The 14,162-nt window shown below is 59.7% G+C and carries 16 protein-coding genes and 1 riboswitch; all 16 genes read right to left on the bottom strand.

The features are described 5' to 3' along the window. Positions 1 to 44 precede the first annotated feature (44 nt). Positions 45 to 128: a prepilin-type N-terminal cleavage/methylation domain-containing protein gene (locus ACUM6F_RS08765; RefSeq protein WP_445348987.1), complete on the bottom strand. Its 84-nt coding sequence runs from the start codon at positions 126 to 128 to the stop codon at positions 45 to 47. 67 nt (positions 129 to 195) lie between these two features. Further along, entirely contained in the window at positions 196 to 1,587 is a 1,392-nt protein-coding gene (locus tag ACUM6F_RS08760) for a PilX N-terminal domain-containing pilus assembly protein (protein ID WP_445348982.1), read from the bottom strand. Between the two features lie 54 nt (positions 1,588 to 1,641). Further along, on the bottom strand, positions 1,642 to 2,247 hold the full coding sequence (locus ACUM6F_RS08755; protein WP_445348981.1) for a PilW family protein: 606 nt from the start codon (positions 2,245 to 2,247) through the stop codon (positions 1,642 to 1,644). Between the two features lie 64 nt (positions 2,248 to 2,311). Next, positions 2,312 to 2,689, bottom strand: a complete 378-nt coding sequence (locus ACUM6F_RS08750; RefSeq protein ID WP_445348980.1) for a type IV pilus modification PilV family protein — start codon at positions 2,687 to 2,689, stop codon at positions 2,312 to 2,314. A gap of 8 nt (positions 2,690 to 2,697) precedes the next feature. After that, positions 2,698 to 2,814 (bottom strand): type II secretion system protein, encoded by a 117-nt coding sequence (locus tag ACUM6F_RS08745; protein ID WP_445348979.1) that lies wholly within the window; start codon positions 2,812 to 2,814, stop codon positions 2,698 to 2,700. Positions 2,815 to 2,954: 140 nt separating this feature from the next. After that, complete coding sequence (locus ACUM6F_RS08740) at positions 2,955 to 3,443, bottom strand: prepilin-type N-terminal cleavage/methylation domain-containing protein (RefSeq protein ID WP_445348978.1); 489 nt, start codon at positions 3,441 to 3,443, stop codon at positions 2,955 to 2,957. A 206-nt stretch (positions 3,444 to 3,649) separates the two neighbouring features. Further along, positions 3,650 to 4,882 carry a type II secretion system F family protein gene (locus ACUM6F_RS08735; RefSeq protein WP_445348977.1) on the bottom strand — a complete coding sequence of 411 codons (1,233 nt, stop codon included), beginning with the start codon at positions 4,880 to 4,882 and terminating at the stop codon, positions 3,650 to 3,652. Positions 4,883 to 4,938: 56 nt separating this feature from the next. Then, positions 4,939 to 5,026: riboswitch (cyclic di-GMP riboswitch) on the bottom strand. Between the two features lie 67 nt (positions 5,027 to 5,093). Further along, on the bottom strand, positions 5,094 to 6,179 hold the full coding sequence (locus ACUM6F_RS08730; protein WP_445348976.1) for a type IV pilus twitching motility protein PilT: 1,086 nt from the start codon (positions 6,177 to 6,179) through the stop codon (positions 5,094 to 5,096). 35 nt (positions 6,180 to 6,214) lie between these two features. Next, positions 6,215 to 7,912, bottom strand: coding sequence for a GspE/PulE family protein (locus tag ACUM6F_RS08725; RefSeq protein ID WP_445348975.1), 1,698 nt, complete (start codon positions 7,910 to 7,912; stop codon positions 6,215 to 6,217). A gap of 2 nt (positions 7,913 to 7,914) precedes the next feature. Then, positions 7,915 to 8,694, bottom strand: a complete 780-nt coding sequence (locus ACUM6F_RS08720) for a prepilin peptidase (RefSeq protein WP_445348986.1) — start codon at positions 8,692 to 8,694, stop codon at positions 7,915 to 7,917. Between the two features lie 144 nt (positions 8,695 to 8,838). Continuing rightward, a complete protein-coding gene (aroB, locus tag ACUM6F_RS08715) occupies positions 8,839 to 9,945 on the bottom strand; it encodes a 3-dehydroquinate synthase (protein ID WP_445348974.1) in 1,107 nt (368 codons plus the stop codon). Further along, positions 9,929 to 10,453, bottom strand: a complete 525-nt coding sequence (locus ACUM6F_RS08710) for a shikimate kinase (RefSeq protein ID WP_445348973.1) — start codon at positions 10,451 to 10,453, stop codon at positions 9,929 to 9,931. Before ACUM6F_RS08710 ends, aroB begins: the two co-directional genes overlap by 17 nt. Before the next feature lie 5 nt (positions 10,454 to 10,458). Continuing rightward, positions 10,459 to 11,616 carry a chorismate synthase gene (gene aroC, locus ACUM6F_RS08705; protein ID WP_426377430.1) on the bottom strand — a complete coding sequence of 386 codons (1,158 nt, stop codon included), beginning with the start codon at positions 11,614 to 11,616 and terminating at the stop codon, positions 10,459 to 10,461. A 1-nt stretch (position 11,617) separates the two neighbouring features. Beyond that, complete coding sequence (aroE, locus tag ACUM6F_RS08700) at positions 11,618 to 12,508, bottom strand: shikimate dehydrogenase (protein ID WP_425621939.1); 891 nt, start codon at positions 12,506 to 12,508, stop codon at positions 11,618 to 11,620. Beyond that, the gene (locus ACUM6F_RS08695) at positions 12,501 to 13,031 is read right to left on the bottom strand and encodes a YqeG family HAD IIIA-type phosphatase (RefSeq protein ID WP_425621940.1); all 531 of its coding nucleotides are present in this window, start codon (positions 13,029 to 13,031) and stop codon (positions 12,501 to 12,503) included. Before ACUM6F_RS08695 ends, aroE begins: the two co-directional genes overlap by 8 nt. A 1-nt stretch (position 13,032) precedes the next feature. Next, positions 13,033 to 14,151 (bottom strand): bifunctional molybdenum cofactor guanylyltransferase MobA/molybdopterin-guanine dinucleotide biosynthesis adaptor protein MobB, encoded by a 1,119-nt coding sequence (gene mobAB, locus ACUM6F_RS08690; RefSeq protein WP_445348972.1) that lies wholly within the window; start codon positions 14,149 to 14,151, stop codon positions 13,033 to 13,035. Positions 14,152 to 14,162 lie beyond the last annotated feature (11 nt).

Below are 14,162 nucleotides of genomic sequence, written 5' to 3'. Positions count from 1 at the left end.
GTCTGTGAAGCCCTGATTTTGCTGGGTTCCCGTATGGCAAGGCGTCAAAGTCGAGTTAAAAGCAAAACGGCGCTGATGGCTGTAGAAATGAGGACCTCCAGCAAGGTGAAACCCCCGGGAGGGCACATGATTTTTCGGAGCAAAATTTGGCGAAACATGTATATTTTTTTCTAGTTATAATGGTAAAGTCCTGCCTTAAAACACGTCGTATTCCTCCCGCCAGGAGATTATTTTTACGCTAAACATGTCTGGCGGCAGTGTTGAAATTTGAACAGCGTTCCGGATCAGGTCATCATCCTGGATCAGGCTTGCGTCACCACTGACATCAAAAGACTGCGCAGCCACCGTCCCCCTAACTGTGCTGCCCCCGCCGGCCTCAAACCGGCCCGCATATATAACAGCGCTGATGTCTTCGTTCCTGTGTACGCTAACCGTACCGTCCACCAGCAAAACCAGAACGTCCTGGCTTGCATTTGCCGGCAGCAAATTACCGCTGATCTCCACGTCCCCCTTAACGGCAATAACCCATTCCCCGCTGTATTCACCTTCAAGCCGGAGTTCGTTTCCACCGGTATCAAAGTAATAAGTTCCGGCAGCCCTGCCGGTGAGATTACTCTCGTACCGGTTTCCCCGCTCCGTTACGTCCAAGCGGGGATAGCTTTGATAGGCGGCCACTTTCCCCGCCGGGTTCAAACGGGCCGCCGGCTCAACCAGGGCAGCGATATTTTCCCGCGGGCTGTCGAGCCGGGGTACCTGCCCGTCATCTTGAATGATAAACGTGCCCGCCGGGTATTCTGTGGAAGGGGTGTAGTAGGTTCCGCCGGGGGAGAAAACCACGGTACCTGAAGAGTTATCGATACTGCCGTCGGCCTGCAGGTAGCCCGGGGTCTCGATCCGCCCGTGCCTATTGTCCAGGTCGCCGCCCACCAGGAGGCTGCCCCCGGGGGCAATGTTAATCCCTTCGTTTTTCTTGTTGCTCTTATTAGTGCCGCTCCTATTGGTTAAATTGCCTTTAACCACCAGCCTGCCGGCATCCGCAATGCTGACGCCGGATTTAACATCCAGGTCGCCATTGACCAATAAATTGCCGGTAATGGACACGCTGCTGCTGAGGCCGAGATTATTACCGCTGCAGACGGCGTTTTGCAAAACGGGAGCTGCCGTGCGCTGCACCCGTACTTTAAGCGCTTTGCGGGCGTTACCCGCCCGCCCCTCGGCCAGGATCTCTTTGGTGGTGGCATCCACCGGGCTCACGGTAATTTTTGCGATCTGGCCGTTCCCCAGCACGATCGGCGTGGACGGCGGTACAGCGCCAAAATCCACGGCCAGACGGGCGACCGTCATTTCCGCCCCCGCCTCGGCCAAATAAAGAGCCTGGGTCATGGCCACCTGGCTGGCAGCCACCCTCTTGTCCACTGCGGCCAGCTGGACCAGGGAACCGGCAAAGACCAGGAGCACGAGGGTGAGCAGGACCACCGTGACCAGGGCCGCGCCTTTTTGCGTTCCAACATGGGTGTTTTGCAAAAAACCAAGGAGCTTCCGGCGTACCTGTCTGCTCTTGAATATTCCTTTACGCTCGCCGGTCAATGCAGATCGCTCCTCTTAAATTCACCTTCATATGGAATATTTGTTCCGGGGAAATTAACTTTGTTCGCGCATCATCCGCACGGTCACCCTGGAAGTTAAAACAAAACCGTTGGTGCCGGTGAGCTTTACCTCCACCGTGGCCGGCCTACCGTAAACTCTCTGGAACGATACCGCCTGGATCCGCCCGGCCACGGGATTATTCCCGTACCAGTAGACATTATCATTGCTGGTAGCCCGCTTGATCTCGTTTCCCGAAAGATAATACTTGATGTATCTTTTATTGTCAGGGCTCATAAAGTCAGGGCTCATAAAAACGATGTATGAATTGGGGGGTATTTCCACTACCCCGGCGCTTGCGCGCAGTTCCCGGGTCAGCCGGTCCATGGCCAGCCGCAGATTCTGCTGCACGTCAACCTGCTCGTCGCCCTTCTTCCAGTTGAGCATTGAGCTGTCGACAACGAAATAGGCCGTCCCCAGGATTAAAGACAAAAGGACGGCCGTCACCAGAACTTCGATCAGCGTCAGGCCCCGGCGGTCAAGCGCCAGCCCCGGCAGGGCAGACCGCCGCCCGGGGGCCGGTGTATCAGCCGTACCATATTTTGATCGCCCGGGTCCTTTAGCGATTATACCCACGCTATTATCGCTAACTGCTCTGCGCACTGCAACTTTTTTAATCGGTCCCATCAGGCTTCGTCCCGCCAACTCATCAAATTTGCGCCACCCGTCATCCCTTACGCTTCAGCGTCACCACTTCGAGCTGGCGCTCCTGCCCCTGCCGGTAGTGGACGGTGACCCGTACCTGAACCAGCTGCTCATCCGGCTGATAGGTCTCTACCGAATACGTGTAAGTATAACCGGACGCGCCGGGAAAAGGCCGCGGTTCATCCTGCCTTTCGCCGCCGGCAAGGGAGCCGGCCAGCAGCTCCTCCATCACGGCCTGGCCCGCGTTGACGGCCACCGTTTCCTCCCAGGCCGACCTGGCCGCCATTTTACCCGAGACCAGCAGATTTACGGCAGTGGCCGTCACCAGCACTAAAATAGCGGCGGCCGCCAAAACCTCGATCAGAGTGAAGGCGCGGTCATGTCTGGAAAATAGACGCATAATTATAATCATTCCTCGTCTACATGAAGCATTGCAGGCGGATTTAAAGGTTCGATGACCACCAGCAGCTTCACCAGGGTGAAGCCACGCCGGTCGCGGCGCAGGTTCGGCAAACCAAACATCAATGGCTCACATCCTTATCTACTCCACCCCCGCCGAAACAGGGCACCCCCCCTCGCCGGGACCGATGCTGCCGGGGCCAGAGGCGCCGGCAGCAATGTTAAGCAGACCCGGCGGCGGTAATTTTCGACTACCTTACCGTTCTTTACTGTTCTTTCGAAATCAGGATGCAGACTGTGCCATCGCTATTCTTTTTAACCACATCAGTCCCTAAGTCCGCCTGTAGTCTTGAGAAAGATGCATCCGGCACCGAGGTCAGCTCAAGCCACCTGGCGGGGTTACCCCATAGCAATGTGCTCCCGCTGTCACCTTTCTTGTAGGTATAAGTCCCACCCCACGGGTTCTTGCTCGGCCAGCGCTCCAAGTAGGGGCCGTTCCAGCCAGTTACGTTATCGGTTACCACAAATCCCGTGTTAGCTGCTTCGTTTGCTGGCCATGTGCCAGTATCGGTGTAGTAATTCAGCGCCGCCGCCTTAATTGCCTTATAATCCGCTTCCGCTGCCGCCACCTTGCCCTTTTCAATGGCCTTGAAGGCGTTGGGGGCGATGATGGCGGCCAGGATGCCGATGATGGCGATGACCACCAGGAGCTCCACCAGGGTGAAGCCGCGGTTGTCCTTCAATTTTTTATACATGGTTTTCTCCTCCCGTTAAAGTATTATTTTTTAACTAGAAACAGGTTGACCAACTGGACAATTGACGTCCGTTAAACTCACGCCGCACTTTAAATGCCGGAATCTAAAAAGATTACTCTTCCATCCCTCCTCTCCGCGCATGGATGGCCGGCGCTTTAGAACGGCGCCGGCCAGATTATGGAAGCTTACCTCCAAACCCGCCTGCCCTACTTCCCCAGCCCCTGCATCATGCTGGTGAACATGGGCAAGAGCACCGAGAGGACGATGAACCCCACTATACCGCCCAGGAAGACAATCAGTACCGGCTCCAGCGCACTGGAGAGGCGGCCCACGGTGATGTTCACTTCCTGGTCGTAAAAGGCACCGATACGGTTTAAAAGCGCGTCCAGGCTGCCGGTTTCCTCCCCCACGGCGACCATACGGATCACCAGCGGAGGAAAGATACCGCTTTCTTCCAGGGGGCCGGCCAAGCCCTGCCCTTCCCGCACGCTCTCCTGCGCCCCGGCGATGCCGGCCGCTACCACCCGGTTGCCGACGGTTTTTTTCACCACTTCCAGGGCCTGGATGATAGGCACCCCGCCCCTCAGCAAGGTGCCGAGGGTGCGGGCGAAGCGGGCAATGATGATTTTTTTCAGCACCGGGCCGAAAATGGGCATTCTCAAGATCAGCCGGTCCCAGACCTCCCTGCCCCGGGGCGAGACCCGCAGGCGCTGAAAGCCGAAAACCGCCGCCAGTGGAAACAGCGGAAGAAGGTACCAGTAATGTCCTACTAAATGGCTGACTCCCATCACCACCCGGGTTGGCAGGGGCAGGGGTACGCCCAAGTTCTGGATGGTATTGATGATGGGGGGCAGCACGAAAATGAGCACGAAGGTGAGGATAACCACTGCAAAACCCAGGACCATGGTGGGGTAAGTGAGGGCCGACTTTACCTTTTCCCTCACCTCGTGTTCTCTTTCAAAATGGCCGGCCAGGCTCTCCAGCACCTCGTCCAGCACGCCGCCCACTTCCCCGGCCTGTACCATGCTGATGAAGATCTCGGGGAAAACCCACGGATAGGCGCCGAAGGACTCGGCCAGGGCGTGACCCTGCTCCAGGCGGGCGGTCACCCCGCGCACCACCTCTTTGAGCACCCGGCCCTCCACCTGCAACTCCAGAATGCGCATGGCCCCCACCAGAGGCACGCCGGCGCTGACCAGGGTGGAAAGCTGGCGGCAGAAAAGGGCCAATTCCCTCAAGCTGACCCCGCGCCGGAATGATACTAGCCGCGGCAGCAGTTTGACCTGCGCCTGCACCGCCCCGATCCGCACGGGGTGCAGCTGCTGGTTCTGCAGCATCCTGGCCGCTTCTTTTATGCCGGCCGCCTCTATCCGGCCGCTTACCACTCTACCGGTTGCATCCCGGGCGCGATAGGCATAGACAGGCAAAGCTTCCTCCACCACCTCCCGGGAATAAAAAATCCAAGCCGGACTGCTTGGAAGTATGTGTCAGAAAGTTCGGCAACCCGACCGCCCTGACGGCAATGCCGCTTTAGGCCCGCAGCTTTGCGCCCCTGCCTTTCGACAGGTTTGCCCTTTTCGCTTTGCCGCACTCTTCCTGAAATCATCTTATATGAGCCATTTCTGCCAGTCAATAACCAAGCCAGTTAGTTTAAAGCATTTTAAACAAATTTTCGACATCGGCCGCCCGGGTCAGGGCCTCCTCCCTGCTGATCACCCCTGCGCGAACGAGGTTTCTTAAAGCCATATCCAGGGTCTGCATGCCGTACCTGGCCCCGGTCTGCAACTGGGAGACTATCTGGTGGGTCTTCCCTTCCCGGATCAGGTTGCGAATGGCCGGCGTGGCCACCAGGATTTCCAGGGCCGCCACCCTCCCGGGCCGGTCATGCCGGGGCAAAAGCTGCTGGGCAATCACTCCTTCCAGAGCGTTGGCCAGCTGCAGACGGACCTGCTGCTGCTGGTGCGGGGGAAAAACGTCGATGATCCGGTCGATGGTCTGGGCCGCGCTGGTAGTGTGCAGGGTGGCCAGCACCAGGTGTCCCGTCTCCGCGGCGGTGATGGCCGTGGCGATGGTTTCCAGGTCCCGCATCTCGCCCACCAGGATAACGTCGGGGTCTTCCCGCATGGCCGCCCGCAGGGCGGCGGCAAAGGAACGGGAATCGCGGCTGATCTCCCGCTGGTTCACCAGGCTCTTCTTGTGCCGGTGGATGTATTCGATGGGGTCCTCCAGGGTAATGATGTGCAGGCGCTGCTCGCTGTTGATGAGGTCGATCATGGCCGCCAGGGTGGTGGACTTGCCGCTGCCCGTAGGGCCGGTGACCAGCACCAGCCCCCGGGGCCGCCTGGCCAGTTGGGCCACTACTTCGGGCAAGCCGAGCTCCGCAAGGCCGGGGACGCGCTCCGGGATGAGGCGGACGGCCAGGGCCACCGTGCCGCGCTGTTTGAAGGCGTTTACGCGGAAGCGGCCCACCTCCGGAATGGCATAGGGAAAGTCGTACTCGCCTACCTGTATGAATTGCTGGAACTGCCGGTCGGGCATCAGCTGCCGGGCCAGACTCTCAGTGTCCCCGGCAGTGAGAACGGGCAGATCTTCCACCCCCGGATCGACCCGGGCGCCCAGCTCGTCGGCGGCCAGCAGTTTCCCGTGCACCCGAAAAACGGGAGGACGGCCGACGGTGAGGTGAACGTCGGAAGCCTTGACCTGGAAAGCCAACTTCAAAATATCATCGACGTGCATTCGAGCTCACACACTCCTTTTCTCCCGGGGAACCATCACCACTCGTCGTAGGCCACGCGCATTACCTCCGATATGGAGGTGATCCCCTGCCGGGCTTTCTGGATCCCGTCTTCTTTTAAGGTAACCATTCCCTCGGTCACCGCCTTTTCTTTAATGGCATCAGCGGAAATTTTCCTGTTTACCAGTTCCCTGACGGTCCGGGTCACCGGCAGCACCTCCTGAATGCTTGTCCGGCCCCGGTAGCCGACATTATTACAGTACTGGCAGCCCGCAGGGCGGTAAAGAGTTACCGGTTCATCCGGCGCCAGGCCCATAAAAATTCTTTCCGGCGCATCGTCCGGAAGCTGGTAGGGCTCCCTGCAGCGGGGACAGAGCAGGCGCACCAGGCGCTGCGAAACCACGCCCACCACCGAGGAGGCGACCAAAAAGGGCTCCACCCCCATATCAATGAGGCGGGTCAGGGCACCCGCGGCGTCGTTGGTATGCAGGCTGCTGAGCACCAGGTGGCCGGTGGTGGCCGCCCTAACCGCAATTTGCGCTGTCTCCCCATCCCGTATTTCACCGATCATGATGATGTCGGGATCCTGGCGGAGGATGGAACGCAGGCCGGCGGCAAAGGTCAGGCCGGCCTTGACGTTAATTTGCGTCTGGTTGATTCCTCTCAAAACGTATTCTACCGGGTCTTCAATGGTAATAATGTTGCGTTCCGGGGAATTTAACTGGGCCAGCACTGCATAGAGGGTGGTCGTCTTGCCGCTGCCGGTGGGTCCGGTCACCAGGATCATGCCGGAAGTGTGACGGATTATCTCTGTAAAACGATCCAGGTTGTAACGGTGAAATCCCAGCTGGTCAACGGGCAGGATCCGCCCGCTTTTAAGCAGCAAACGCAAGACTACTTTTTCCCCGTGAACCGTAGGCAAAGTAGACACTCTTATGTCTATTTCCTGTTCTCCGTACTTGGCCTGAAACCGACCGTCCTGGGGGAGGCGCTTTTCGGCAATATCCAGGCCGGCCAGGATTTTAATCCTGGTGGTCATGGAGGAGCGGATGTGCCGGGGCAGAGTAAGGGCTTCCCTCAACAACCCATCCACCCGGTAACGCACCAGCACCCGGTCTTCCTGGGGCTCCAAGTGAATGTCGCTGGCCTTCTCCATAACTGCCTGAACAATCGCTGTGTTGACCAGCCGTACCACCGGCGCCTCTTCCGCAGGCACCTCATCTCCAGTGCCCAGGGTCAGGGTTTGGATTTCCGGTTCCGGCTGGCCTGCAGCCTGCCCAAAAGCCTGTTCGACAAAGGAAAGGCCGAAAACTTTTTGCAGTACGGCATCAATCTCTTCTTCCCGGGCCAGTACCGGTTCCACTTCACAACCACTGGCCAGGCGGATGTCATCCAGGGCGACCAGGTTTAAAGGGTCGGACATGGCCACAATCATCCGCCGGCCCTCTTTTTTTATGGGCACCACCTTATGCCGGCGCAAAACGGCCTCAGGGAGAGATTTGATCAGATCAGGATCAACTTTGTCCATTAGTGTAACCTGGGGAATACCCAGTTGCATTTCCAGAGTATTCAAAATGTCCTGTTCCGTAACCAGCCCCAGGTTAATCAAAACCTTACCCAGGCGTTCCCCGGTTTGTTTTTGCGATTGCAGCGCCTGGCTCAACTGCTCGGAGGTGATCAATCTGGCCTGCAGGAGCAGGTCTCCCAGGCGCTTCTTGGTGTAAACAGCGACCATTTTTAACTACCCCACAGGTTTAGATACCCGGAAATAAGCTTATCTCCTGTCAACACGGCCAGCATGGCCCCCAATGAAAGAAATGGGCCGAAAGGAATGGCCGTTTTAAGGTTTTTCTTTGTCCTTAGCGCCCAAAGAACGCCCAGCGCAGCACCCAGAACAAAGGCCAGCGCCAGGGCCAATACAGCCTTCTGCCAGCCCAGATACCATCCGATCACAAAGGCTAGCTTCACGTCCCCACCGCCCATGCCGCCCCGCGAAAGCAGGGCCACGATCAACAATGCCCCGCCCCCCAGCACGGAACCAAAAAGGCCGTCTTTGAGAACCTCCGGACCCTGGAGGACGGCCAAAGGTATGCCGGCAGTTAGAGCAAAGACGATAAGTAGGTCGGGAATGATGCGGTGATCGAGATCAATAAAGGTGGCCACCATAAGAACGGCATACAAAAGCAGCAATCCGACACTATGTACGGTCAGACCATATTTCCAGGTAATTAGAAAAAAGCCAGCACCGGTCAACAATTCAATGAGCGGATAGCGGGGAGAAATCCTTGCACCGCAGTAACGGCATTTACCCCTCAACCAAAAAAAGCTCACCACGGGAAATAAATCCAGGGGTTTTAGGTGCACGGAACAGGAAGGGCAATGAGATGGTGGTGTGACCAGCGAGAACCCCCTGGGAAGTCGATATATACATACGTTTAAAAAACTGCCGATACAGAGGCCGAGGAGAAAGGAAAATAGATAACTAAATATCAAAACAAAGTCCCCTCCTTCTTTCACCTGCAAAACCCGGTCGAACTTCGTTATAATCCTTATCGAACTTCATTATAATCTATTGATATGTTAAAGCATCGAACCGGCCGGAAAAGTTCATTGTTGGCATCCATCTTTCACGGCAGTATGTGCGCGGCCGCTCGTGAGAGGTCAACAGGCACCCCGGCAACCGGCAAGAGCTTCCACCACCCGCTCCACCACTTCTTCCGGGATGTCCCGGACAATCTCCACCCGGCCTATTTCCACCGGCAGGACAAAGGTGAGCCGCCCGGCCAGTACCTTTTTGTCCCGGTATATGGAGGCCAGCAGGTCGCCGGTAGAAAGTTCCGGCGGTGTCTCTACCGGAAGTCCGGCCCGCTGGATTAGGTCACGCACACGGGCAGCCTCTCCCTCCGGCAGCATTCCCAGGGCCACCGCCAGCCTGGCCGCGGCGACCATCCCTATGGCCACTGCCTCCCCGTGGCGGTACGCAGTGTATCCGGTAAGAGCCTCCACGGCGTGGCCGAGGGTGTGGCCGAAGTTCAGGATGGCCCGGCGGCCCAGTTCGGTTTCGTCTTCCTGCACCACCCGGGCTTTAATGCGGCAAGATACGGCCACGGCATGGACCAGAGGTTCGATCTCCAGAACCAGCAGGCGCTCCAGGTTTTCCTCCAGCCAGGCAAAAAAGGTCCCGTCGGCAATGACGCCGTATTTGATTACTTCGGCCAGGCCGGCCCGCACCTCCCGGGGATCCAGGGTCTTCAGCACGTCCAGGTCGGCTAGGACCAGCCGGGGCTGGTAAAAAGCGCCGATGATGTTCTTACCTTTGGGGTGGTTGACGGCCACCTTACCCCCCACGCTGGAGTCCACCTGGGCCAATAACGTGGTGGGCACCTGGATGAAGGGCACGCCCCGCAAGTAGGTGGCGGCCACGAATCCGGCCAGGTCCCCCACCACGCCGCCGCCCAAGGCCACCACGGGGCACTGTCGGTCCAGTTCAAGGGTGTAGGCCAAGTCGTAGAGCTTTTCGGCCGTGGCCAGGCTCTTGTATTCCTCCCCGTCGGGCATCTCGGCCCAGACAACGGTGAGCCCCGCCCCAGCCAGGCTCTCCTCGGCCCGCTTTCCGTAGAGGGTCCTTACCGTCGGATTGGATACGACCATGACCCTTTCGCCGGGAACGCGGGCGCGCACCTCCATCCCGAGAGACCCCAGAAGGCCTTCCCCTATCAAGATAGGATAACTCCTGTCCCCCAGGCCCACTTCAACCCGTCTGATCAAGGTAACCTTTCTCCTTTAAAAAACGGATGATCTCCCGGACCGTCGCTTCCACTGACCGGGTCCCGGTATCCACCGTAAACTCGGCGACGTCATAAAGGCCCGCCCGTGCTTCAAGAAGTTCAACGATCCGGGCCCGGCCTTCGCGGTGCAGCAAGGGGCGGTCGCCCTTGCGCCGCGCCCGCTCCCAGATGTCGTCCACCGATGCCGTCAGTTGGATAAACACGCCGTTTTCGCCAAGCTGCCTGACGTTTTCAGGATCCAACAGCGTGCCTCCGCCCGTGGCGATCACCAGGTCACGGCGGCGCGCCAGTTTGGCGCACAACAGCTTCTCCTCCGAACGAAAGCGCTTTTCCCCTTCGGTGGCAAAAATCTGGACCACCGACCTGCCCGTCAGCCGTTCGATTTCCCGGTCGGTATCGACGAACTCCCGCCGGAGCATCCGGGCAAGGCAGCGGCCCACCGAGCTTTTCCCGGTAGCCATGAAGCCGATTAGCACAATGTTTTTCAAGAAGCTTACGCCTCCCTGATCCTCTCCAGGTAAGCAGCCACTGACTGTTTTAAGTCGTCCAGGGTGTCCCCGCCGAACTTTTCGAGATAGGTCCGGGCCAACTCCCAGGCCACCACCGCTTCGGCGATAACGCAGGCCGCGGGGACGGCACAGACGTCGGAACGTTCGTAGGCCGCCCGCACCGTCTCCTTACTCCTCAGATCAACGCTTTGCAAGGGCTGCCCGAGGGTCGGGATGGGCTTCATCGCTCCCCGGACCACGATGGGTTCGCCGTTGGTCACCCCGCCCTCGATCCCGCCGGCGCGGTTGCTGCTCCGGTAAAAACCCCGGGAGGCGTCGTAACAGATCTCGTCCTGTACGGCCGAACCAAAATTCCTGGCCGCCGCAAACCCGGCACCGATCTCAACAGCCTTGACGGCCTGGATGCTCATCAGGGCGGCCGCCAGGCGCCCGTCGAGTTTGCGGTCCCAGTGAACGTAGCTGCCCAGTCCGGGCACCACGCCTAACGCTCGTATCTCAAAGATCCCGCCCAGGGTATCCCCCTGGTCGCGGGCCCGGTCAATGGCCTCCACGATGCGGCTCGAGGCAATCGGGTCGGGACACATGACGGGCGAGATTTCGACGCGGGCTTTAAGCTCGTCAAGGGTGCGGTCCGGCACGGCGGCCTCGATCGGCCCGACCGACAGCACCATCCCGAAAATCTCGACGCCCAGTTCTTCCAACAGCCGCCGCCCCAGCGTGCACGCGGCGACCCGGGAGGCCGTCTCCCGCGCGCTGGCCCGCTCCAGGACGTTGCGTATGTCGCTGTGTCCGTATTTCAGAGCGCCGCCCAGGTCGGCGTGACCCGGCCGCGGCCTGGTCACTGTTTTCTCGTCCAGCCGGGCTTCCGGTCCCGGCGCCATAACGCCGGACCAGTTCACCCAGTCCCTGTTCTCCACCAGCAAGGCGACGGGCGAACCGAGGGTAACTCCTCCCCGCACGCCGCCCACAAAACGGGCCCGGTCCGACTCGATACTCATCCTCTTGCCCCTGCCGTAGCCGCCCTGGCGGCGGGCCAGCTGCAAGTTGACATAGTCTTCGGTGACCGGCACACCGGCCGGCAGTCCTTCCACCACCGCCGTAAGGCACGGCCCGTGGGATTCCCCGGCCGTCAGGTACCGCAACTCAGGCATTGCCCGCCAATCCCCTCTTTTCAATCTCCGCTTCCAGCGCCGACCGCATGGCCTCCAGCGGCGCGCTTACCCCGGTCCACAGCTCGAAAGACGCCGCCCCCTGGTGCAGCAGCATCCCGAGCCCGGGCACCGCCCGGGCGCCGGCCGACCGCGCTTTTTCCAGAAAGACGGTATACACAGGATTATACACCAGATCACACACGACCTGGCCCCGGCTGAACCAGGCCGCCGGCACCGGGGGGACGGCCTCCGCTTTCGGGGCCATACCCAGCGACGTAGTTTGAATGATTAACTCGGCAGCGCCGAACGCCCTTCGCGCGGCAGCGCCGGCATCCTCGACGTCCTTCCAGGGGAGCACGGCAGCCCGTACCCCGTGCAAGCGCACGAGGCCGGCCAGTTCTTCCGCCCGTCCGGCAGTCCGGTTGGTGATCACCATGCTCCGCACGCCGGCGCGGGCCAGGGCCAGGGCCACGGCCTTCGCGGCGCCGCCCGCCCCGATGATCAGGGCCTGCATCCCCGCCGGGTCGACGCCTGCCTCGCCGAGCGACCGTAAAAACCCCTCACCGTCGGTGTTGTAACCGACAAGCACGCCATCGCGCAAGACGACGGTGTTGATCGCCCCCGCGGCCACGGCCTCCCCGTCGAGCCTGTCGACCAGGCCCATCGCCGCCTCCTTGTGGGGAATGGTGACGTTGGCGCCCAGGAAGCCCATCGCCCGCATGCCTTGCAAGGCGTCCCGGAGCGCGCCGGGGGAAACATCCAGCGCCACGTATACAGCATTGATGCCGGCGACACGAAAAGCAGTATTTTGCATGACCGGGGACAGGGAATGCCCTACCGGGTGTCCGAACAGGGCGCAGACCCGTGTTCTGGCGTCAACCATTGGAAAACCTCCGCGGGTTAAAACCGTACTTTTCCCAGATACGCGGCAGGAAGAGTCTTTCCAGCTTGCGCGTGATCAACCGGGTACCGATGAATTCGGGCCCCGGCATGGGGTGCGTCAGAATGGTATACATCCCCAGGCGGTTGCCCCCGAACACATCGGTAAAGAGCTGGTCGCCGATGACCGCCGTTTCGTGCGGCTTGGTGCCGAGGATCTTGAGGGCCCTTTTAAACGGGCGCCGCAGCGGCTTGGAAGCGTTAAAAACAGCCGGGATGCCTGCTTCTTCAGCCATCAAAACGGCTCTTCTGGTACGGTTGTTGGAGACGATGGCGATACGGAACCCCTTTTCACGCAACTGTTCAAGCCAGTGCATGACCTCCGGCGTGAACTCCGAAGCACCCCGTTCGACAATCGTGTTGTCCAGGTCGAAAATAAGCCCCTTGATGCCCCGGGTTTTCAGAGCCTCAACGTCAATGTCGAAGAGAGAAGGCACAAACCTGTCGGGATAAAGATGTTGAAGCAAACTAACCTTCTTTAACATAACCCTCGCCCAAGCCAAAGTAGCGTAATATCTCGTCAGCCAGGCCGCTCACGTTGTCACCGTCAAAACTGGGAACGCCGTAACCCTCGACCGGCGGGCCCACTACGGCAACCAGCCCGGATCTGTCCACCTGTCCGGGGTCCCCGGCGTGCAGCAGGATCTTCGGATAAGGCAGGCGCTTGTATCCCTCGACGACGACGAGATCGACCCCCTGGAAGTAAGCCAGCACTTCCTCCAGCGGCAACTCGCGGTCCAATCTCCGCGCCAGCAGCAGTTTTTCGGGGGCCGACACCACCGCGACGTCCGCTCCGGCACGGTAATGCCGCCAGGAATCCCGGCCCTCGTCCGCAAAATCGGCGCGGTGCGCCGCATGTTTCACCGTGCCGATACGCAGCCCGCGCCGCCGCAATTCGGCGACCAGTCCGGTTACCAGCACGGTCTTGCCGGAGTCTGACGTCCCCGTAACACAGATGAAGGGCGGGAGACCTTCGAACCCCCGTCGGGGGCGGTATTCATCCTTGCCGGCCATCGCCCTGGCGTTCGCCCAGTCCTGGGGGCGGTTGATGTTGAAAAACACCCGCGTCAGGTCGACGTCGGACAGTTCCGCTTCTTTGATATACTTTACCCGTACCCGCGAAAACAAATCAATAACCTTGAGGCGGCCCTCGGATATGCACATCTCGATCGGCTTAATGCACGTTCGGGCATAAACCGCGTAGAGAGGCTCGACATAGTTGTGGACGATGGGCGCCGCACAGTCAAAATCCCCGGTCAGTTCGACAAGTTCCCGGGCCAGCGCGCCGTTCACGAACGGCATGTCGCAGGCGACCACAAAAGTCAGGCGGGTTGGCGCGCTGCAAAGCGCCGCGTGGATGCCGCTCAGGGGACCGTACCCGGGGATGACGTCCGGCACCACCTCAAGAGAGAGATTACAGAATCGGGCGGCATCGTTGGCTACCACCAGAATACGGTCGAAGTACGGCTTAAGTTCCTTAACGATATGCTGAATCATAGTCTGGCCGCCGAAATCGAGCAGGGCCTTGTCGGTTTTCATCCGCGACGATTTTCCCCCGGCGAGCACGGCGGCAGTCGCCTTGGTCAAACGGACCTCAC

The sequence above is a fragment of the Desulforudis sp. DRI-14 genome, from assembly GCF_052618305.1.
Note: the sequence above shows the minus strand (reverse complement) of the source record. Positions and strands in the feature narration are given on the sequence as shown.